We start from the raw sequence: 21062 nt of genomic DNA, 5'->3' as shown, positions 1-21062 counted from the left end.
GTCCGGTTCCTTCGGCTTCTCGGTTCCGCGCGGCCTCCGGGCGCCGCGCGGGAATGTGCAAGATTGCCCCGGTCAGGCCGCGCGGTCGAGGGCGAACCCGGCGGCGAGGCGGAGGTTCCCCGCGGCCGAGCCATAGGCCGCGAGATGGGCGCCGGCCGAGGCGACGAGAGCGCGCGCCCGCGCCCGCGCGCCGTCGAGTCCGAGCAGCGACACGAAGGTCGCCTTGCCCGCCGCCTCGTCCTTCCTGAGCCGCTTGCCGGCGGTCTCCGGATCGCCCTCGACGTCGAGGATGTCGTCGCGGATCTGGAAGGCGAGGCCGAGGTCGGCGGCGTAGGCGCGCAGCGGACCCGGGTCCGACCGGCCGAGGATCGCGCCGGATTCCGCGGCCCAGATGATCAGCGCCCCGGTCTTCAGCGCCTGGAGCGCGGTCGTCGCCTCGAGGTCGAGCGGCCGGGCGGCGGTCTCGGCGGCGATGTCGAGCGCCTGGCCGCCGACCATGCCGTGCCAGCCGGCGGCCTGGGCCAGCCCCTGGATGAGCCGCACCCGGATCCTCGGGTCGATCCCGCCGTGATCGGAGGCGAGGATCTCGAAGGCCAGCGTCTGGAGCGCGTCGCCGGCGAGGATCGCCGTCGCCTCGTCCCAGGCGCGGTGCACGGTCGGCTTGCCCCGGCGCAGGTCGTCGTCGTCCATCGCCGGCAGGTCGTCGTGGATCAGGCTGTAGCCATGGACGCATTCCACGGCCGCCGCGGCCCGCAGCGCCTGGATCCGCGGCACCCGGAAGAGCGCGGCGCTTTCGAGCGCGAGGAAGGCGCGCAGCCGCTTGCCCCCCTGCAGCACGCCGTAGCGCATCGCCGCCTCGAGCGCGCCGCCCTCGGGCGGCAGCAGGTCGGAGAGCGTCGCCTCGACGGCGGCGGCGGATTCCGACAGCATCGCGCGGAACCGGAGGGTCTCGGGGCTCTCGGCGGCGTCGGACGTCCCGGGGCGGGGGTCCGGTGTGGGACGGGGCTGCGTCATGTCTATGGCCTGTTTTCGCAAGGGCCCGGGGCCGATGGCCGCGCCGGGCGCCACGGGGGGCGGGCTCTCAGGGGATCTCGACCGTCCGCGCCGAGACCGCGCCGTCGGAACCCTGGGTGATCTCGGCGACGCGCGCCTCGGCCGCCTTCAGCTTCGCCTCGCAATGGGCGCGAAGCTCGGCGCCGCGAGCATAGAGGGAGATCGAATCCTCGAGCGTCGCCTCGCCGGATTCGAGCCGCGCCACGACGCTCTCGAGTTCGCGCAGCGCCTGTTCGAAGCTCATCCCGGCGACCGGGGTCGCGCCGGCGGTCGGTTCCGTGTCAGCCATATCCTCGTTCCATCAAGACCCTTACATGCGCCGCCGCCGCGGAGGCCAGCGCCGCAAGATCATATCCGCCCTCGAGAGTCGAGACGACGCGGCCCTCGCAATGGCGATCGGCGATGTCGCAGATCCGCGAGGTGATCCAGGCGAAATCCGAATCCGCGAGGTTGAGGTTGGCGAGCGGGTCGCGGTGATGAGCGTCGAATCCGGCCGAGACGAGGATCAGCTCGGGCGCGAAGGCGTCGAGCGCGGGCAGGATCTTCGCAAGCATGCCGGCGCGGAACACCTGTCCGCTCGCGCCCGCGGGCAGCGGCATGTTGCAGATCTGGCCATGGGCGCCGGTCTCGTCCGAGGAGCCGGTGCCCGGGAAGAGCGGCATCTGCTGGCTGGAGCCGAAGAAGATCCTCGGCTCGTTCCAGAGCACGTCCTGCGTGCCGTTGCCGTGGTGCACGTCGAAATCGACGATGCCGACGCGGGAGAGCCCGTGCGCCTCGAGCGCGTGAAGCGCGGCGATCGCGACGTTGCCGAGGAAGCAGAACCCCATCGCGGTCGTCTTTTCCGCGTGATGCCCAGGCGGGCGGATCGCGCAGAAGGCATTCCGCGCCTCGCCGCCCAGCACCATGTCGACGCCCGCCACCACCGCGCCCGCGCCGCGCCGGGCGGCGGTCAGCGAGCCGGGGCCGAGGAAGGTGTCGCCGTCGATCACCGAATAGCCCTGGACCGGATCGCGGGCCACGAGATCGGCGAGATAGGATTCGGGATGGGCGCGGAGGATCTGTTCGTCGGTCACGAGCGGCGCCTCGACGCGGAGCAGATAGGCGAATTCCTCGCCTTCGAGCGCGCCGAGCACCCGGCGCAGGCGCTCGACCTGTTCCGGATGGCCGGGGGGATTGACGTGGCCGAGGCAGTCGCCGTGGGTGATGAGCGCGGTTGTCATGGGCGCACACTATGCCAGCGATCCGGCGGGGGAAACGGAAATCCGGCGGGTTTTCGCCGCTTCGGTCTCATGCCCGCTGCACGATCACGCAGCCGATCAGCACGAGCAGCAGCCCCGCGATCCTGGTGAGCGAGACGGGCTGCTGTTCCAGCCCGAGCAGGCCGATGTGATCGGCGAGGGTCGCGCCGATCAGCTGGCCCGCGACCACGCAGACGAAGAAGGCCGCCGCCCCGATGACCGGCGCGATCAGGATCGCGCCGAAGACGAAGGCGGTTCCGATCATTCCCGCGAGATAGACCCACCAGGGAACCGGGGCCTGGAAGGCCGCGAGCCCGCGAAGGAAATCGCCCGGGCGGCCGGAGACGGCGAGCAGCGCCAGCGCGCTCAGGAAGGTCACGAGGCCCGAGACCGTGGTGGCGGCCAGCGGATTGCCGACCGCGCGGGTCAGCACGCCGTTCATCAGCGGCTGGATGGTCAGCAGCGCGCCGAGGCAGGCCGCGAGGAGAGGGTAGAGCCAGATCGACATGATGGTCCTTTCGCCGGGGGCGCCGGGGAGCGCCCGGGGGCGCCACACCGCCCCCGGCGGCATGGTGGGGGGCCGGGGCGCCAAGTCAATCAGGCGTTGCGCGGCCCTTCACCCGGCGCCTTCCGCCTCGGCTATGGTCACGAAATGGTCGCATTGTCGTGATGCGCGTGATGAAATGCGCAATAAATGATCAGATGCCAACCGACGCATGTTTTGCAAGCGATACTGCTTGACCGGCTGACCGGTGCTTCGCAGGTTGGCGCCCGAACCTCGGCGGAGTTTCGCCGAAGGGGGTTCGGGCGACGCCGGCCAGGCCGCTCCCCGACGCGAGGCGCTCGGGGCAAGAAACAACGAGGGACAGTGATGATCTGCAATCTGAAGCATTTCGGCCTCGGCGCCGCGGCGGCGGCCTCGCTCTGGGCCGGTTCGGCGCTGGCGCAGGAGGAGACGATCAAGGTCGGCGTGCTGCACTCGCTCTCGGGCACGATGGCGATCTCGGAGACCACGCTGAAGGACGCGGTCCTGATGATGATCGACGAGCAGAACAAGAAGGGCGGCGTGCTCGGCAAGAAGCTGGAGCCGGTGGTCGTCGATCCCGCCTCCGACTGGCCGCTCTTCGCCGAGAAGGCGCGCGAGCTCGTCGCCTCGGACAACGTCTCGGTCGTCTTCGGCTGCTGGACCTCGGTCAGCCGCAAGTCGGTGCTGCCGGTCTTCGAGGAGCTCAACTCGATCCTGTTCTACCCGGTCCAGTACGAGGGCCAGGAGAGCCAGCGCAACGTCTTCTACACCGGCGCCGCGCCGAACCAGCAGGCGATCCCGGCGGTCGACTACCTGATGAACGAGGAAGGCGTGGAGCGCTGGGTGCTCGCGGGCACCGACTACGTCTATCCGCGCACGACCAACCAGATCCTCGAGGCCTATCTCAAGATGAAGGGCGTGGCGCCCGAGGACATCATGATCAACTACACGCCGTTCGGGCATTCCGACTGGCAGACGATCGTCTCCGACATCAAGGCCTTCGGCTCTGCCGGCAAGAAGACCGCCGTGGTCTCGACCATCAACGGCGACGCGAACGTGCCCTTCTACAAGGAACTCGCGAACCAGGGCGTCTCGGCCGAGGACATCCCCGTGGTCGCCTTCTCCGTCGGCGAGGAGGAGCTCGCGGGCCTCGACACCGCGCCGCTCGTCGGCCATCTCGCGGCCTGGAACTACTTCATGAGCGTCGACACGCCCGAGAACGACGAGTTCATCGAGAAGTGGCACGCCTTCATCAAGAACGATGACCGCGTGACGAACGACCCGATGGAGGCGACCTACATCGGCTTCAACATGTGGGTGAAGGCGGTCGAGGCGGCGGGCACCACCGAGACCGACGCGGTGCTCGACAACATGATCGGCGTCGCGGTCCCGAACCTGACCGGCGGCATCAGCTCGATGGGCGCGAACCACCACATCACCAAGCCGGTGCTGATCGGCGAGATCCAGGACGACGGCCAGATCGAGACCGTCTGGGAAACCCCGGGCCTCGTGCTCGGCGACGAATGGTCGGACTACCTGCCGGAATCGAAGGACCTGATCTCCGACTGGCGCGCGCCGATGAGCTGCGGAAACTTCAACGTCGCGACCGGCAAGTGCGGCGGAACCGCCGCGAACTGATCCGATGACCGCGCCTCCCCGCGGCCCGTCCCGGCGGACCGCGGGGAGGCTTCCCCCTTTCGAAGTCGGCCGCGGAGGCTCCCGGGCACATGCGCATTCTTCTCACCCTCACCGTCTGGTTCGGGCTCCTCCTCGCCTCCGCCGCCTCCGCCCAGTCGCTGGAAGACCTGGCCCGGCAGTTGCCGGAGGGCAGTTTCAACGACCGCGCCGAGGTGGTGGCAAAGATCGGGGCGACCGGCGACGACCGCGCCGTGGGCCTGCTGAACGCGCTCGGCGAGGGAGAACTCAGGGTCCGCGAAGCCGACGGCGCGGTGATCCAGGTGAAGGGCAGGGGCTCGAAGGCGGTCGGCTACGACCCGCTGACGGGCGACGAACTCGGCCCCGTGGGTTCCGGCTCGACGGAATCCATCCGCGTGAACAACAGCCTGCGCCGCGCCGTCCGCGCCGCGATCGGCCTGCTGACGCTGAGCTCTCCCGACGCGGGCAAGCGCCTCGCCGCCGCCAACACCGCCTTCGCCGCGCCCGATCCGGAGCAGATCGAGGCGCTCGACACCGCGATCGCGAAGGAGGGCGACGCGGCGGTCAGGACGGCGATGGAACAGGCCCGCGCCGCGGCCGTGCTCGCGAGCGACGCGCCCGGCGCCGAGAAGGTCGCCGCGATCGGGATCGTCGCGCGGCGCGGCGGCACCGACGCGCTGACGGTGCTCAATCCCTACCGGGGCGACGCGGACGCGCCGGTGGCCGAGGCCGCCGACAAGGCCATCGCCGGGATCGAACGCGCCCAGCAGCTCTGGAACGTCGGCCAGAACGTCTGGTTCGGCCTCTCGCTCGGCTCGGTCCTGCTGCTCGCCGCGGTCGGGCTCGCGATCACCTTCGGCGTGATGGGCGTCATCAACATGGCGCATGGCGAGCTGATCATGATCGGCGCCTACACGACCTACGTGACGCAGCAGGTGATCCGGACGAGCTTCCCCGGCCTCTTCGACTGGTCGCTCCTGATCGCCGCGCCGCTCGCCTTCCTCGTCGCGGGTGCGATCGGCGTCGCGATCGAACGCTTCATCGTGCGCTTCCTCTACGGCCGCGCGCTCGAGACGCTGCTCGCGACCTGGGGGGTCAGCCTCATCCTGCAGCAGCTGGTCCGGACCTTCTTCGGCCCGTCGAACCGCGAGGTGGGCAACCCGTCCTGGATGTCGGGCGCCTTTCCGCTCGGCGGGCTCTCGATCACCTGGAACCGGTTCTACATCGTGATCTTCGCGGTGGCGATCTTCGTCGGCCTGCTGCTGCTGCTCAAGCGCACGCTCTTCGGCCTGCAGATGCGCGCGGTGACGCAGAACCGGCCGATGGCCTCCGAGATGGGCATCCGCACCGCCCGCGTCGACGCGCTGACCTTCGGCCTCGGCGCCGGCATCGCCGGGCTCGCGGGCGTGGCGCTCTCCCAGATCGACAACGTCTCGCCGAACCTCGGGCAGAGCTACATCATCGATTCCTTCCTCGTCGTGGTCTTCGGCGGCGCCGGCAACCTCTGGGGCACCTTCGCCGCCGCCTTCACCCTCGGCGTCGCGAACAAGTTCATGGAGCCCTTCGTCGGCGCGGTGCTGGCGAAGATCCTGATCCTCGTCTTCATCATCCTCTTCATCCAGAAACGCCCGCGCGGCCTCTTCCCGACCCGCGGCCGCGCAGTGGAAGGCTGAGCGCATGGCTTCGACCTCCTTCATCGACCGCCGCCTCGGCGTCTTCCTCGCGCTGCTCGCCGTCGTCACGGTCGGCGTACCGCTCGCCAACACGGCGCTGAGCCCGGAATCCGGGCTCCACGTGCCGACCTACATGCTCTCGCTCATCGGCAAGTATCTCTGCTACGCGCTGCTCGCCGTCGCGCTCGATCTCGTCTGGGGCTATTGCGGCATCCTCTCGCTCGGCCATGGCGCCTTCTTCGCGCTCGGCGGCTATGCGATGGGCATGCATCTGATGCGCCAGATCGGATCGCGCGGCGCCTATGGCAATCCGGTCCTGCCCGATTTCATGGTGTTCCTCGGCTACGAGAAGCTGCCCTGGTTCTGGCACGGTTTCGACATGTTCTGGTTCGCCTGCCTGATGGTGCTGCTCGCGCCCGGCCTGCTCGCCTTCGTCTTCGGCTGGTTCGCCTTCCGCTCGCGCGTCACCGGGGTCTATCTCTCGATCATCACCCAGGCGATGACCTACGCGCTCCTGCTCGCCTTCTTCCGCAACGAGATGGGCTTCGGCGGCAACAACGGGCTGACCGACTTCAAGGACGTGCTCGGCTTCTCGCTGTCGAGCGACGGCACGCGGGTGACGCTCTTCGTCCTCTCGGCGCTCGCGCTCGGGGGCGGGCTGCTGGTCGGGCGCTGGATCACGATGACGAAGTTCGGCAAGGTCCTCGTCGGCGTGCGCGACGCGGAGAGCCGCACGCGCTTCCTCGGCTACCGGGTCGAGCAGTTCAAGCTCTTCGTCTTCACCGTCTCGGCGATGATGGCCGGCGTCGCGGGCGCGCTCTACGTGCCGCAGGTCGGCATCATCAACCCCGGCGAGTTCAGCCCGGCGAATTCGATCGAGATCGTGATCTGGGTCGCGCTCGGCGGCCGGGGCACGCTCGTCGGCGCCGCGCTCGGCGCGCTCATCGTCGTCGCGGCGAAAAGCTGGCTGACCTCGGCCTTCCCCGATGCCTGGCTCTACGCGCTCGGCCTCATGTTCATCCTCGTCACGATCTTCCTGCCCCAGGGCGTGCTCGGCCTGATCGAGAAGCTCGGGCGGGGCCGGCGGGAACAACCGGAACCCGAGGCGGTGGAGGCCGAGGCATGAGCGACGAGGTCCGCGGCCTGAAGGGCACCCAGCTCTATCTCAACGACGTCCACCGCTCCTTCGACGGCTACAAGGCGATCAACGGCCTCTCGATGGTGATCACCGAGGGCGAGTTGCGCGCCGTGGTCGGTCCGAACGGCGCCGGAAAGACCACGATGCTCGACATCATCACCGGCAAGACGCGGCCCGACCAGGGCCGGGTGATCTGGGCCGAGCATACCGACCTGACGAAGCTCGACGAGGCCTCGACCGCGCGGCTCGGCATCGGGCGCAAGTTCCAGAAGCCCACGGTCTTCGAGACCCACACGGTCGAGGACAACCTGATGCTCTCGCTCGCGGGCGACCGCGGCGTGAAGGCGAGCCTCCTCTTCCGGATCGCGAAGGCGCAGAAGGCGCGGATCGACGAACTCCTCGAACTGGTGCGGCTCACCTCCGCGCGGCACCGGCTCGCGGGCAGCCTCAGCCACGGGCAGAAGCAGTGGCTCGAGATCGGCATGCTGCTCGCGCAGGAGCCGAAGCTCCTGCTCGTCGACGAGCCGGCCGCCGGCATGACCGACGCCGAGACGATGCGCACCGCCGAACTGCTGCGCGACATCGCGGGCAAGCGCTCGGTCGTGGTGATCGAGCACGACATGGATTTCGTCCGCGCGCTCGACTGCAAGGTGACGGTGCTGCACCGGGGCGCGGTGCTGGCCGAGGGCTCGCTCGACCATGTCTCCGCGAACCAGGAAGTGATCGAGGTGTATCTTGGCCGCTGACAAACTCGCCATCGAGGGCATGGATCTCTATTACGGCGCCGCCCAGGCGCTGAAGGACGTCTCGCTCGAGGCCGAGACCGGGCAGGTGACGGCGATCCTCGGGCGCAACGGGGTCGGCAAGACCTCCACGCTGCGCGCGGTCTCCGGGCGGCAGGGGATCCGCTCGGGCAGGATCATGTGGGAGGGCCGCGACATCTCGAAGCTGCGGCCCGACGCGCGGGCGAAGCTCGGGGTCGCGACCGTGCCGCAGGGGCGCGAGATCTTTCCGCTGCTGACGGTGAGGGAGAACCTCGAGACCGGCTACGCGCTGCTGCCGCGCGGGGCGCGCAAGGTGCCGGACACGGTGTTCGAGCTCTTCCCCGTGCTCGCCGAGATGATGGGCCGCCGCGGCGGCGACCTCTCGGGCGGGCAGCAGCAGCAGCTCGCCATCGGCCGCGCGCTGGTGACGGGGCCGCGGCTCCTCCTGCTCGACGAGCCGACCGAGGGCATCCAGCCCTCGGTGATCAAGGACATCGGCCGCGCGATCGCCTATCTGCGCGACCAGGGGACGATGGCGATCGTGCTGGTCGAGCAGTTCTTCGATTTCGCCGTCGAGCTCGCCGACCGGATCGCGGTGATGGACCGGGGGCGCATCGTGCTTTCCGGCCGGACCGCGGAGCTCGACCAGGAAGAAGTGCGGCGCTGGATGACCGTCTGAGGCCGGCGGGGGTCAGTACCCGGCGCCGACCGGGATCACATCGACCGCCTGCTCGCTGGTCTGGTCGCCGGCGATGCGCAGGATGCCCCGCACCGGCGAGACGTCGCCATAGTCGCGGCCGCGCGCGATGACGATATGGTCGAGCGACACGACCAGGTCGTTGGTCGGGTCGAACTCGATCCAGCCCATGTCCCGCCCGCACCAGGCGCGCACCCAGGCATGCATCGCATCCGCGCCCTCGAGCCGGGGCTGGCCCGGGGGCGGGTTGGTCCGCAGGAAGCCGCTCACATAGCCCGCCGGCACGCCGATGCCGCGCAGCATCGCGATCATGATCTGGGCGAAGTCCTGGCAGACGCCCCGGCGCCGCGCGAAGGCTTCCTTCGCCAGGGTTTCCACCGTCGTCGCCTCGGCGTCGAATTCCATGTCGCGGAAGAGCGCCCGGCCGATCGCGAGCACGGCCGAGAAGGCGGTGATCCCGTCGAAGACATGGGCGCGCGCGTAGTCGGTCATCTCCGGCGTCGGCTGGACCCGGGCGCTGGACCAGAGGAAATGGAGCGGCGAGTCCGGGTCGAGGCTCCGGTACTCGGCGATCTCCGCCGCGAGGCCGGAGAGGGGCGGCGAGATGTCGAGCCCCGAAGGCTCGGCGAAGCGTTCGACGCGCGCGTCGACGCGGAACTCGATCTCGTCATGCAGGTCGCGGAAGATGATCTCGGTCCCGTAGTTGCCGAAGAAATCCACCATCTCGCTCCGCTCCGCCGGCGCGGGCGAAACGGAGAGCAGTCCCGAGACCAGCCGCTGCTGTCCCGGCAGGTCGGCGGGCAGCAGCCGGAGCAGGTGCCGGCCGCCGGCGGCCGGCCGGTCGTAGCTGTAGGTGATCCGCATCCCGACGTCGTAGAGCATCATCCTATCCGAGATAGGTTTCGGAGAGCAGGCCCGACAGATCGAAGAGCCGGTCGCGCAGGTCGAGCAGGGCGTCGGTGTCGAGCCCCTCGGGCAGTTGCGTCGCGACGTCGGTATGCAGGCGCATCACCTCGCGCGAGAGGCGCGAGAGCTGGCCGTTCACATCCGCGCCGGGCAGCAGCGCCACCTGGTTCCTGACCTCGCCCATCTGGTAGAGGATCGCGCGCGGGTTCATCCCGTCGAGCGCGAGCAGGTCGATCACCGTCTCCCGCGTCGTCGCGGCGGCGTAGCGGCGGCGGTGGGTCATGACGCTGTCGCCGATCTCGATCGCGAGATCGAGCGCCCCGTCCGGCGCGTCCGGCGCGCCGAGCCAGGCGAGCAGCCCCGCCATCTCCATCGAGCGCTCCATCGCCCGGCCGATCACGAGGAAGCGCCAGCCGGTGAAGCGGTACATGTTCTCGTGCACGAGGCCCGAGAAGCCGGTGATCTTGCGCAGCAGCACCCCCATCGCGCGGGCGCAGTCGTCGCCCGCCCGCGCGGTTCCCGCCATCCGCCGCGCCGTGCGGGAGAGGTCGTTCAGCGCCATCCAGCCGTCGGTCGAGAACCGGTCGCGCACCTGACCCGCGCTCGACGTCGCGGCGCTCAGCGTGGCGCGCAGCCCGTCGGGGATCTCCTGGCCCGGGTCGAGGCCGACATCGCCCAGATGCCGGTCGAGATAGGTGAGGAGCGGCGCGTCCGGGTCGCCGGTCTCCGCGAGGCGGATGTGGTGCGCGCGCAGCAGGCGCATCATCCCCTCGGCGCGTTCGATGTAGCGGCCGAGCCAGAAGAGGTTGTCGCCCGCCCGGCTCGGCAGCGCGCCCTGCTTCAGGCGGGGCTGGGCGACGGACGGCTCCGGAAGCATGGTGACCGATTGCGTCGGGCCGGGGCCGAGGATCCAGACATCCGCCGCCGAGCCGCCGCGCTGCATCGCGATCGCGGTCGGATCCGGGGTCCGGCCGATCCGGGCGAATCCGCCGGGCATCACCTCCCAGCCCCGAGCGGTACGCACGAGGAAGGCGCGCAGGCTCATCGGGCGGGGGACGAGCCTGCCATCGACATGCGCGGGCGTGGTCGAGAGCGTCACCGCCTCCTGTCCGACGAGCGCCGGACCCTCGCTCTCGATCCAGGCGTCGATCTCCTCGGGGCCGCGGCCCTGGCCGCCGATCCCGGTGGCGCTGTCGAGGTCGAAGGGCAGCCGGGTCGAGAGCGCCGAGCCGATCATCATCCGCGCGGCGTTGGCGCGCACATGCGCGCGCTCCACCGGCTGGCCGCACCACCAGGTCGCGATATTGGGGATCCGGAGCGGCTCGCCGCGCAGCGCCATCGAGATGCGCGGCAGGAAGGCGAGCAGCGCGCGGGTCTCCAGGATGCCGGAGCCGAGCGCGTTGACGAGGCTGACATTGCCGCGCCGGACCGCGCCGACGAGGCCAGGTGTGCCGATGCGCGAGCCCGAATTGAGCTCCAGCGGATCGGCGAAGGCCGCGTCGAGCCGGCGCCAGAGCACGTCGATCGGCATCAGCCCGCCGACGGTGCGCACCATCACATGGCCCTTCTCGACGGTCAGATCCTCGCCTTCGAGCAGCATGAAGCCGAGATAGCGCGCGATATAGGCGTGTTCGAAATAGGTGTCGTTGAGCGGCCCCGGCGTCAGGATCGCGACGCGCGGCTCACGATGATCCTCGCAGAGCCCGTGCAGCGCGTCGCGGAAGGTCCGGAAGAAGCCGGCGAGCCGGTGCGCGTTCGCCTCGGCGTAGAGTTCGGCGAAGACGCGCGCGGTCGCCATCCGGTTCTCGAGCGCGAAGCCCGCGCCCGACGGCGCCTGGGCGCGGTCGCCGAGCACCCACCAGGTGCCGTCCGGCCCCCGTCCGAGCTCGAAGGCGAGGAAGTGGAGATGATGGCCCGAGCGCGGCGGCACCCCGACCAGCGGCCGGAGCCATTCCGGGCTGCGCCCGACGAGCGTCGCGGGCAGCTGCCCGGTCCCGACCAGCCGGTTCGGCCCGTAGAGATCGGCGACCACCGCCTCGAGCAGGTCGGCGCGCTGGATCAGCCCTTCCGCGACCGTGTTCCACTCCGCCTCGTCGATCAGCACCGGAATGTGGGAGAGCGGCCAGGCCCGTTCCGAGGAATTGTCGTCGCCGTACTGGCGGAAGAACACGCCCGCGTCGCGCAGGTACTGGTCGCCCCGCGCGAAGCGGGCGGAGAGTTCCTCCGGCGGCAGGGCCGCGAGATGGGCCATGAACCGCTCCCAGACCGGGCGGATCCGTCCGGTCTGGTCGAGCAGTTCGTCCGCGACACCCGGCAGCGGGTGATAGTCGGCGAGCAGCCGTGCGATCGCATCCTGAGCCGCCAGCCCGTCGCGGGGTCGCATGATCCGTCACACTCCGGCGGAGCGGCGCAGGTCGAGCGTCAGCGGGAAGGCGCGGTTCGGCATCTCGAGCGGCGGCAGGTAGAGGCCGGGCGTGTGCCCCCTCGGCTCGAACCGGGCGAGCCGGCGCGCCTCCGCCTCGTTGCCGTTCACCGGGAAGGTGTCGTAGTTGCGCCCGCCCGGATGGGCGACGTGATAGACGCAGCCGCCGAGCGCGCGGTTGTTCCAGGTGTCGTAGATGTCGAAGGTCAGCGGCGCATGCACCGGGATCACCGGATGGAGCGCCTGCGCCGGCTGCCAGGCCTTGTAGCGCACGCCCGCGACCGAGACGCCGCTCGTTCCGGTCTCGGTCAGCGGCAGCCGGCGTCCGCCACAGACCACGGCGTAGCGGCCCGGGTTGGTCGCGGTGAGCTTTACCTGCAGCCGCTCAGTCGAACTGTCGGTATAGCGCACCGTGCCGCCGATCGCGCCGGTCTCGCCCAGCACGTGCCAGGGTTCGAGCGCGGCGCGCAGCTCGAGATGCACCCCCTCGTGCTCGACCTCGCCGCAGAACGGGAAGCGGAACTCCGCCTGCGCCTCGAACCAGTCCGGGCGCATCGCGAAGCCGTTCGCCGTCAGGTCGCGCAGCACGTCGAGGAAATCCTCCCAGACGAAATGCGGCAGCATGAAGCGGTCGTGCAGCGCCATGCCCCAGCGCGTGAAGTCGCCGCCCGCCGGCGCCGCCCAGTAGCGCGCGATCAGCGCCCGGATCAACAGCTGCTGGGCGAGCGACATCCGGGGATCGGGCGGCATCTCGAAACCCCGGAACTCGACGAGGCCGAGCCGGCCGGTCGGCCCGTCCGGGGAATAGAGCTTGTCGATGCAGATCTCGGCGCGATGCGTGTTGCCGGTGACGTCGACGAGCAGGTTCCGGAGCAGCCGGTCGACGAGCCAGGGCAGCGGCTGCACGCCCTGGCCGGGCGGCGGCATCTGCGCCATCGCGATCTCGAGCTCGTAGAGCCCGTCGTGGCGCGCCTCGTCCACCCGCGGCGCCTGGCTTGTCGGGCCGATGAAGAGCCCGGAGAAGAGGTAGGACATCGACGGATGCCGCTGCCAGTGCAGGATCAGGCTCCTGAGCAGGTCGGGCCGGCGCAGGAACGGGCTGTCGAGCGTGTTCGAGCCGCCGACGACCACGTGGTTGCCGCCGCCGGTGCCGGTATGGCGGCCGTCGATCATGAACTTGTCGGCGCCGAGGCGCGACTGGCGCGCCTCCTCGTAGACCGTCTCGGTGATGAAGACGCAGTCCTCCCAGGAATGGGCGGGCTGGATGTTCACCTCGATCACGCCCGGGTCCGGCGCGACGCGCACGACGTTGAGGCGCGGATCGTGCGGCGGGGCATAGCCCTCGATATGCACCGGCAGGTTCATCGCCTTCGCCGCCGCCTCGGCCGCGGCGATCAGTTCGAGATAATCCTCGAGCCGCTCGACCGGCGGCATGAAGACGCAGAGCCGGCCGTCGCGCGGCTCGACCGAGAGCGCGGTGCGCACCGCGCCGTCGAGCTCGCCCATCTGCTGCTCGATGCGGTCCTGCACCGGCTCCGCGGCGGTGAAGCTCGCCTGCCGGTTCGGCCGGATCTCGGGCACCGCCACGTCGAAATCGGGGAGCGCGCTCCTCGGCTCGGTCGGATCGGCGACGTTGGTGTAGGGATAGGAGGAGGGCGGCACATAGGGCAGCGAGGAGAGCGGGATGCGATAGCCCACGGGGCTGTCGCCCGGCACGAGGAAGAGGTACTTCCGCCGCAGCTTCCAGCGTTCCGAGCGCCAGCGCCGCGCGTCGGCGGCGCGCGCCTGCCAGCGCTGGACCGGCAGCACGAAGCCCGTGGGCTCGGTCAGGCCGCGGGCGAAGACGCGGCTGATCCGGTGGCGCTCCTCCGCGTCCTCGAGCTTGGAATTCTCCGGCGTCACGTTCTCGGGCAGGTTCGCTTCCTTCAGGATCCAGCTCGCCGGATCCTCGAAGGCGGGAATGACCAGGTCATGATCGACGCCGAGCACGTCGGCGATCCCCATCAGCAGCTGCTCCGCCTCGTTCGGGCCGACGCCGGTATCCTCGCCCTCGCCCGCGATCAGCCCGGCGTTGGACCAGATCGGCTTGCCGTCGCGCCGCCAGTAGAGCGAGAAGGTCCAGCGCGGCAGCGTCTCGCCCGGATACCACTTGCCCTGGCCGTAGTGCAGGAAGCCGCCCGGCGCGAACCTGTCGCGCAGCCGCCTGATCAGCAGGTCGGCCCGGCCGCGCTTGGTCGGCCCGACCGCGTCGGTATTCCACTCCCCGCTCTCGAAATCGTCGATCGAGACGAAGGTGGGCTCGCCGCCCATCGTCAGGCGCACGTCGCCCTCGGCGAGCGCGCGGTCGACCTGCGCGCCGAGCACGTTGAGATCGGCCCAGGCCTCTTCGGAATAGGGCTTGGTGATCCGGGGATGCTCCGCGACGCGGGAGATCTTCATGTCGAAGGCGAAATCGACCTCGGCGTAGCTCGCCATCCCCGAGATCGGCGCGGCGTTGCGGAAATGCGGGGTCGCGGCCAGCGGCACATGGCTCTCGCCGGTCAGCAGGCCGCTCGTCGGGTCGAGCCCGATCCAGCCCGCGCCGGGCAGGTAGACCTCGCACCAGGCATGCAGGTCGGTGAAGTCGTGATCCGTCCCCGCCGGCCCGTCGAGCGCGACGAGATCGGGCTTCAGCTGGATCAGGTAGCCCGAGACGAACCGCGCCGCGAGACCGAGGTTGCGCAGGATCTGCACCAGCAGCCAGGACGAGTCGCGGCAGGAGCCGGTGCCGCGTTCGAAGGTTTCCTCCGGCGTCTGCACGCCCGGCTCCATCCGGATCACGTAGCCCACGTGCTGGCTGAGCCGCGCGTTGAGCCCGACGACGAAATCGACCGTGCGCGCCGTCTCCCGCGGGATGGTGTCGAGGAAGGCCGCGAGCCTCGGCCCGACCGGCTCGGGCGTCATGTAGATCGAGAGATCCTCGCGGATGTCGGCCGGATACTCGAACGGCCATTCCTCCGCGCTCTCCTCCACGAAGAAGTCGAACGGGTTGTAGACCGTCATGTCCGCGACGAGATCGACCTCGATCCTCAGTTCGCGCACCGGCTCGGGAAAGACGAAGCGGGCGAGCCAGTTGCCGTAGGGATCCTGCTGGTGGTTGACGAAATGCCCGCCGGGGCTGACGCGCAGCGAATGCGAGATGACGCGGGTGCGCGAATGCGGCGCGGGGCGAAGGCGGATGATCTGCGGGCCGAGCGTGACCGGACGATCGTACTTGTAATGCGTCAGGTGATAGATGGCGGCCTTGATCGACATGCGTTCCCCAACTCCGGCTAGGTCTCCGGGCTACCGTTTCACAGGACATCGGCGCGCGCGACAAGCATTTTCCGAGCCGCGCGGCCCCGCGGCGGCGGAAACGCCCAGCGATTTGGCGCCCGCGCCCTCGGGAGGGCAGAGACGGAACGATCCGGGGGTTCGCCGGCCCCGGGCCTTTGCAAGCCCCGGGGCGCCCGCTAGGCTCCGCTCCGGACCGCCCCGCCCGCCGGGGGACGGCCCGGACCTTCCGGAAAGGAACACCCCCGCATGAGACCGCCCGCGATCCCCCGCCGCGTCAGGCGCCAGAACGGCCGGGCCGGGGAGGGGGCGCGGTGATCCTCTCGGTCCTCGGCGTCATCGCCCCGGTCTTTCTCATCATCGCGGCCGGCTATGTCGCGGTGCGCTCGGGCTATTTCGGCGACGCGCTGCGCGGGCTCGGCGCCTTCGTCTTCAAGATCGCGATGCCGGCGCTGGTCCTCTCCGCCATCACCAGCGCGCCCCTCGGGGACACGCTCAACCACGCCTATCTGCTCGGCTACGGCGGCACGACGCTGGGGCTCTTCGCGCTCGGCTATCTCGCGGCGCGGCGGATCTTCGGGCGCGCGGTGACGCCGGCGGCGGTGCGCGCGCTCGGCGTCTGCGGCTCGAACACCGGCTTCATGGGCTATCCGATCGCCACCATGGTGATCGGCCCCTCCGCCGCCGGGGTCTTCGCGCAGAACATGATCATCGAGAACATGTTCGTGCTGCCGATCGCGATGGCGATCGCCGACATCGGCCTCGGCCAGAGCCGCTCGCGGCGCGGCATGATCCTGACGATGGGGGCGAGCCTCGCGCGCAATCCGCTGATGGTCGCGATCATGCTCGGCGGCGCCTTCGCCGCCACGGGGCTGACGCTGCCTCCGCCGGTGGCGAAGCCGATCTCGATGCTGGCCGCGGTCGCCGCGCCCCTCGCGCTCTTCGTCGTCGGCGGCACGCTCGCCGGGCTCGAGACGCAGAACCTGCCGACGGGCGTCGGGCGCATCGTCGCGGGCAAGCTCGTCCTGCACCCGCTCCTCGTCGCGCTGGTCCTCGGCGCTTCCGGCGTCGACCCCGCGACCTTCGCGACCGGCGTGATCTTCGCCGGCGCCCCGATCATGAGCATGTACCCGATCATCGGCGGCCGCTTCGGCGAGGCGAAACTGACCGCCACCGCGCTCTTCGCCGCGACCGTCTGCTCGGCGGCGACGCTCTCGGTGATCCTGGCGTTATTGGGGCATTGGGGGCTGGTGGAGATTTGAGGGGGCCGCACCAGTGAAAGACGTCCGCCTACGCTGAGCATCGGAACATGGAACCAGAAACGCTGATTGCCCTCGCAGCCTCCCACAGGCAGGAATTAATGCCCAATGCGCATAGCCGTAGGCTAAGCAGGGCCACCACAAATTCACTCTTTCGGCAAGATCCGGACACGCGAATGAAACGAGACAGTTGGTCCGAGGCGGACATCGATGATTTGCCGTTGGAGGAGTCGGATAATTTTGAACGTAAATCCGGAGCTCTCTTTGACGATCGGAACGCCTTTCTCAACGCACTCGCAAAGGCGGCTTCAGCTTTTGCGAATTCTGGGGGCGGTAGCTTAATCTTGGGTGTAAAGGACGACGGAGTACCCGACGGATTACCAGCCCAAATGGGGCGAGCCACCATGCGAGATTGGATCGAACAGAAACTGCCCAACTTACTGAGTTATCCTCTGAGCGACTTTCGCGTTCACACAGTTGCGAGAGCAGACGTCTCAAGGATCCCCTCTGGGAGGGTGGTTGTAGTAATTGATTTTGGGGATAGCCTTCTGGCTCCCCACCAAGATACAAAAAGTCATCTCTATTATGTGAGGCAGGCCGGGCGTTCTATCCCTGCTTCACATTCTTACATCGAGTTGCTCCGGCAGCGTCTTACCAGCCCAACCTTAGATTTTAATCTCGAAGGAATTGAGGCAGAGCAGTTCGCAGTCGGAAAAGATTATGTTTTTGTAGAATTTCAATTGAAATTTCGCCTAGAGAATACGGGACGAGTAGCGGCATATAAATGGCAACTGAATCCTCGAGCGTACACCCATGATAGAGAAAATGGATTGGACATCCATTTCTCTCGGGAAAAATATCCTGTGAAAATGCCAGAAACTCGAGTTCCTGTTAGGTTCGATTATACTATCTTGCCAGGTTGTTATGAATCACACAATATGCGTGTGGGGATGGCCCTGCGTCCGCTTTCCAAAACAGCCGAAGCGATGATGGCAGAAGTAAGATCTTTAGAGAACTTGACCATGACTTTTTCGCTTGCGACAGAAAATTGTCCCGGAGAACCGAAAGAATTTCGATTGGGATCACATTTTAAAGTGAATAAGATAGTGGGGAAAGCGGTTGATATGATTCCGGATTTCTTTGAGCCTTAAAAGAACCCCAGCCCTACGTGGCGCTACGGTTTAGCGGTCGTTTCAAACAATTCTAGACCCCCACCCATCTTGCAAACACCTCCGCCCGCGGGTCCAGCCCCGCCGCCGGCAGCACCTCGGCCACCTCGCCGTTGACGAGGAAGGCCACGCGGTCGGCGATGCTCAGCACCGCCTCGATGCGCTGCTCGACCAGGACCACGGCGACGCCCTCGGCGCGGAGCCGCGTCACCGTCTCGCGGATCAGCGCGATCATCGAGGGCTGCAGCCCCTCGGTCGGCTCGTCGAGCAGGAGAACGGAGGGTTCGAGGCAGAGCGCGCGGGCGGTCGCGAGCATCTGCTGCTCGCCCCCCGAGAGCGTGCCGGAGATCTGGCCCAGCCGCTCGCGGAGCCGGGGGAAGAGGTCGAGCACGCGGTCGCGCGTCGCGGCGCCCTTCCGCCGCGTCATCAGCCCGATCTCGAGATTCTCCGCCACCGTCAGCTCCGCGAAGAGCCGGCGGCCCTGCGGCACGTAGCCGAGCCCCGCGCGCGGGATCCGGTGCGCCGGCAGCCCGGTCAGTTCCGTCTCCCCGAGCCGGATCGATCCGGCGGTGACGCGGGCGAGGCCGAGGACCGCCTTCAGGAGCGTGGACTTGCCCGCGCCGTTGCGGCCCATCACGCAGAGCACCTCGCCCGGGGCGACGGCGAGGCTCACGCCCCGGAGCACCCGGACGTTCCCGTAACCCGCGTCGATGCCGGAGATCTCGAGCATCATCCCCCCAGATAGGCGGCGCGCACCGCCGGGTCCGCGCGGATCGCCTCCGGCGCGCCCTCGGCGAGCTTCGTCCCGCCGTCGAGCACGGTGATCCGCTCCGCGAGCCGCATCACGAGGTCCATGTTGTGCTCGATGAGCAGGATCGTCGCGCCGCCGGCGAGCCCCTCGATCAGCGCGGCGAAACGGTCGACCTCGGCGTTGGCGAGCCCCTGGGTCGGTTCGTCGAGGATCAGGAGCCGGGGCTCCAGCGCGAGGCCCATCGCGATCTCGACGAGGCGCTGGTGGCCGTAGGAGAGATCGCCCGCGCGCGCGCCCGCCTCCGCCGCGATCCCGACCCGCTCCAGCACCGCGCGCGCCCGCGCCTCGCATCCGCGCGACCCGAGCCGCTGCGCGGCGATGGCGACGTTCTCGAAGGCGGTGAGGCGCGGGAAGATCGAGGTGATCTGGAAGGTATAGGCGATGCCGAGCCGGACGCGGGCATGGGCGGGCAGGCGGGTGATGTCGCGCCCCTCGAAGCGGATCGTGCCGGAGGAGGGTGCGATCCGGCCGCAGAGCAGGCTCACGAAGGTGGTCTTGCCCGCGCCGTTCGGCCCGATCAGCGCGTGGATCTCGCCGCGGCGCAGGTCGAAATCGACGCCGTCGACCGCGCGGAGCCCGCCGAAGGTCTTCGTGAGCCCGCGCGCCTCCAGAATCACGGCAGCCATGGCGCCACCCGGGCACGGAGCGCGCCGAGGATGCCCTTCGGCGCGAAGAGCACGAGCGCGAGCAGCGCCGCGCCGACCACCATCAGCGTCGCCGTGGTGATGGCGCCGGCGAGATCGACGAGGTAGTACATGACGAGCGTGCCGAGGAAGGGGCCGAGCACCGTCCCCGCGCCCCCCGTCAGCACCCAGAGGAGCGGCAGGATCGAATACTGGATCCCCGCGAAGCTCGCGCCCACGTAGCCGAAGGCGAGCGCGTAGAGCGCCCCCGCCGTCCCCGCGCAGAGGCCCGAGAGCGTGAGCGCGATCAGCCGGTAGCGGAACGGGTCGTAGCCGAGCATCCGCGCCCGCTCCGCGTTCTCGCGCATCGCGACGAGCACCCGGCCGAGGGCCGAGCGCGCGAGCAGGAGCGAGCCGACGAGCGCGAGGGCGAAGGCCGCGAAGGCGACGGCGAAGCGCGCCGTCTCGTCCGTGAGCGGCAGGCCCGCGAGCGCGCGCGCCGCCTCCGGCACGACGAAACCCTCGTCGCCCCGGGTGATCTCGCCGAACTGCAGGATGGTGAGCGCGCCGGCCTGGGCGAACATGAGCGTCACGATCATGAAGGCCGTGCCGCTGGCGCGGAGCGCGAGCAGCCCGGTCAGGAACGCGACGAGCGCGCCCGCCGCGATCCCCGCGCCGAGCGCCGTCCCGCCGCCCCAGCCGCCGAGCGTCGCGCCGAGCCCCGCGGCGTACATGCCCGCCGCGAAGAAGAGCGCGTGGCCGAGGCTGAGCAGCCCCGCGTAGCCGAAGGCGATGTTGTAGCCGATCGCGAAGACCGAGAGCAGCATGATCCGGACGAGGTTCGCCTCGTGATAGGCCGGCAGCGCCAGCCCGACCGCGCCGAGCGCCGCGAGGAAGGCGAGGTGAAGGAGGATGAGCCGCGCGGTCGTCATCGCGCGCGCGCCCCGAAGAGCCCCTCGGGCCGGAAGACGAGTACCAGCGCCACCGCGAGCGTCGCGAGGATCTTCGCGAGCGTCGGCGAGAAGAAGACCGAGACCATGCCCTCGCCGACGCCGATCAGCAGCGCCGCGGCCAGCGTGCCGCGCAGGCTCCCGAGACCGCCGATGATCACGACGACGAAGGAGAGGAGCAGCGGGTCGCCGCCCATCAGGTAATGCGCCTGGGAGATCGGCGCGATCAGCACCGCCGCCGCCGCCGCGAGCCCGGCGCCGAGCGCGAAGACGCCGGCGTAGACCCGGTCGGTGTCGATCCCGAAGGCCTGCGCGGTGCGCGGATCGTATTGCGTCGCGCGCATCACCAGGCCGAAGCGGGTCCGCGCCATCAGGAGCCAGAGCCCGCAGAGAAGCGCGCCGGCCGCGGCGATCACGAAGAGCTTGTAGCCGGAATAGCCGAACCAGGGAAACCGGACGCGCCAGTCGAAGGGCGCCGGCACCGGCCGCGCGTCGGGACCGTAGAAGCTCAGCGCCGCCTGCTGCAGCAGGTAGAGCAGGCCGATCGTCGCGACGATGGTCGCCTCGGGATCGTAGTTCAGCCGTTTCAGCACCAGCCGGTCGGCGGCCGCGGCGATCGCGCCGACGACGAGCGGGCTCAGCGCCAGCGCGAGCAGGAAGCCGAGCCAGGGCGGCCCGCCGACATGGGCGGTCACGAACCAGGCGATGACGGCGCCGAGCATGAAGAACTCGCCATGGGCGACGTTGACGACGCGCATCACCCCGAAGACGAGGCTGAGCCCGGCCGCCGTCAGCGCCAGCACCGCCGCCGAGGTCAGCCCCTCGAGCGCGGCGAGCAGCAGGTAGGGTCCGAGATCCACGGCGC

General features: G+C 69.5%; 18 protein-coding genes. 7 read left to right on the top strand and 11 right to left on the bottom strand.

The window, feature by feature from the left end; translation table 11 throughout:
• Positions 1 to 72: 72 nt before the first annotated feature.
• The 4 genes from FJM51_RS03925 to FJM51_RS03910 all read right to left on the bottom strand — a co-directional run bounded on the left by FJM51_RS03925 (position 73) and on the right by FJM51_RS03910 (position 2799).
• Positions 73 to 930, bottom strand: a complete 858-nt coding sequence (locus tag FJM51_RS03925) for a polyprenyl synthetase family protein (protein WP_140452930.1) — start codon at positions 928 to 930, stop codon at positions 73 to 75.
• A 151-nt stretch (positions 931 to 1081) separates the two neighbouring features.
• Complete coding sequence (locus FJM51_RS03920; RefSeq protein WP_140452801.1) at positions 1082 to 1342, bottom strand: exodeoxyribonuclease VII small subunit; 261 nt, start codon at positions 1340 to 1342, stop codon at positions 1082 to 1084.
• Complete coding sequence (locus FJM51_RS03915; RefSeq protein ID WP_140452800.1) at positions 1335 to 2273, bottom strand: histone deacetylase family protein; 939 nt, start codon at positions 2271 to 2273, stop codon at positions 1335 to 1337. The genes FJM51_RS03920 and FJM51_RS03915 overlap by 8 nt, the downstream gene beginning before the upstream one ends.
• A gap of 67 nt (positions 2274 to 2340) precedes the next feature.
• Positions 2341 to 2799, bottom strand: a complete 459-nt coding sequence (locus FJM51_RS03910) for a DMT family transporter (RefSeq protein WP_181164438.1) — start codon at positions 2797 to 2799, stop codon at positions 2341 to 2343.
• A 363-nt stretch (positions 2800 to 3162) separates the two neighbouring features.
• Between FJM51_RS03910 and urtA the strand changes: the two genes are divergently transcribed.
• The 5 genes from urtA to urtE all read left to right on the top strand — a co-directional run bounded on the left by urtA (position 3163) and on the right by urtE (position 8727).
• On the top strand, positions 3163 to 4455 hold the full coding sequence (gene urtA, locus FJM51_RS03905) for an urea ABC transporter substrate-binding protein (RefSeq protein WP_140452798.1): 1293 nt from the start codon (positions 3163 to 3165) through the stop codon (positions 4453 to 4455).
• A gap of 89 nt (positions 4456 to 4544) precedes the next feature.
• Positions 4545 to 6146 (top strand): urea ABC transporter permease subunit UrtB, encoded by a 1602-nt coding sequence (urtB, locus tag FJM51_RS03900; protein WP_140452797.1) that lies wholly within the window; start codon positions 4545 to 4547, stop codon positions 6144 to 6146.
• Positions 6147 to 6150: 4 nt separating this feature from the next.
• Positions 6151 to 7272 carry an urea ABC transporter permease subunit UrtC gene (gene urtC, locus FJM51_RS03895; protein WP_140452796.1) on the top strand — a complete coding sequence of 374 codons (1122 nt, stop codon included), beginning with the start codon at positions 6151 to 6153 and terminating at the stop codon, positions 7270 to 7272.
• Positions 7269 to 8030: an urea ABC transporter ATP-binding protein UrtD gene (gene urtD, locus FJM51_RS03890; protein ID WP_140452795.1), complete on the top strand. Its 762-nt coding sequence runs from the start codon at positions 7269 to 7271 to the stop codon at positions 8028 to 8030. Before urtC ends, urtD begins: the two co-directional genes overlap by 4 nt.
• Entirely contained in the window at positions 8020 to 8727 is a 708-nt protein-coding gene (gene urtE, locus FJM51_RS03885; protein ID WP_267901362.1) for an urea ABC transporter ATP-binding subunit UrtE, read from the top strand. Before urtD ends, urtE begins: the two co-directional genes overlap by 11 nt.
• A 12-nt stretch (positions 8728 to 8739) precedes the next feature.
• Here the strand turns inward: urtE and FJM51_RS03880 are convergent, their stop codons facing one another.
• From FJM51_RS03880 to FJM51_RS03870, 3 genes are read right to left on the bottom strand one after another with little or no spacing between them, the layout of a single operon-like run.
• Complete coding sequence (locus FJM51_RS03880) at positions 8740 to 9627, bottom strand: transglutaminase family protein (protein WP_140452794.1); 888 nt, start codon at positions 9625 to 9627, stop codon at positions 8740 to 8742.
• Between the two features lie 4 nt (positions 9628 to 9631).
• The gene (locus FJM51_RS03875) at positions 9632 to 12034 is read right to left on the bottom strand and encodes a circularly permuted type 2 ATP-grasp protein (protein ID WP_140452793.1); all 2403 of its coding nucleotides are present in this window, start codon (positions 12032 to 12034) and stop codon (positions 9632 to 9634) included.
• Positions 12035 to 12040: 6 nt separating this feature from the next.
• A complete protein-coding gene (locus tag FJM51_RS03870; protein WP_140452792.1) occupies positions 12041 to 15367 on the bottom strand; it encodes a transglutaminase family protein in 3327 nt (1108 codons plus the stop codon).
• Positions 15368 to 15699: 332 nt separating this feature from the next.
• Between FJM51_RS03870 and FJM51_RS03865 the strand changes: the two genes are divergently transcribed.
• Positions 15700 to 16647 (top strand): AEC family transporter, encoded by a 948-nt coding sequence (locus FJM51_RS03865; RefSeq protein WP_181164437.1) that lies wholly within the window; start codon positions 15700 to 15702, stop codon positions 16645 to 16647.
• A 173-nt stretch (positions 16648 to 16820) separates the two neighbouring features.
• Entirely contained in the window at positions 16821 to 17795 is a 975-nt protein-coding gene (locus tag FJM51_RS03860) for an AlbA family DNA-binding domain-containing protein (protein ID WP_181164436.1), read from the top strand.
• Between the two features lie 52 nt (positions 17796 to 17847).
• On the opposite strand, the gene FJM51_RS03855 is transcribed toward FJM51_RS03860, so the two are convergent.
• The 4 genes from FJM51_RS03855 to FJM51_RS03840 are packed head-to-tail and all read right to left on the bottom strand — an operon-like array spanning position 17848 to position 21057.
• Positions 17848 to 18543: an ABC transporter ATP-binding protein gene (locus tag FJM51_RS03855; protein WP_140452789.1), complete on the bottom strand. Its 696-nt coding sequence runs from the start codon at positions 18541 to 18543 to the stop codon at positions 17848 to 17850.
• Complete coding sequence (locus FJM51_RS03850) at positions 18543 to 19250, bottom strand: ABC transporter ATP-binding protein (protein ID WP_140452788.1); 708 nt, start codon at positions 19248 to 19250, stop codon at positions 18543 to 18545. The genes FJM51_RS03855 and FJM51_RS03850 overlap by 1 nt, the downstream gene beginning before the upstream one ends.
• Positions 19238 to 20179, bottom strand: coding sequence for a branched-chain amino acid ABC transporter permease (locus FJM51_RS03845; protein WP_140452787.1), 942 nt, complete (start codon positions 20177 to 20179; stop codon positions 19238 to 19240). Before FJM51_RS03845 ends, FJM51_RS03850 begins: the two co-directional genes overlap by 13 nt.
• Entirely contained in the window at positions 20176 to 21057 is an 882-nt protein-coding gene (locus FJM51_RS03840) for a branched-chain amino acid ABC transporter permease (RefSeq protein WP_140452786.1), read from the bottom strand. Before FJM51_RS03840 ends, FJM51_RS03845 begins: the two co-directional genes overlap by 4 nt.
• Positions 21058 to 21062 lie beyond the last annotated feature (5 nt).

It is taken from the genome of Amaricoccus solimangrovi (assembly GCF_006385685.1).
Lineage (GTDB): Bacteria > Pseudomonadota > Alphaproteobacteria > Rhodobacterales > Rhodobacteraceae > Amaricoccus > Amaricoccus solimangrovi.
The sequence above is the reverse complement of the archived record's forward strand: the minus strand, read 5'-3'. Positions and strand labels throughout refer to the sequence as shown.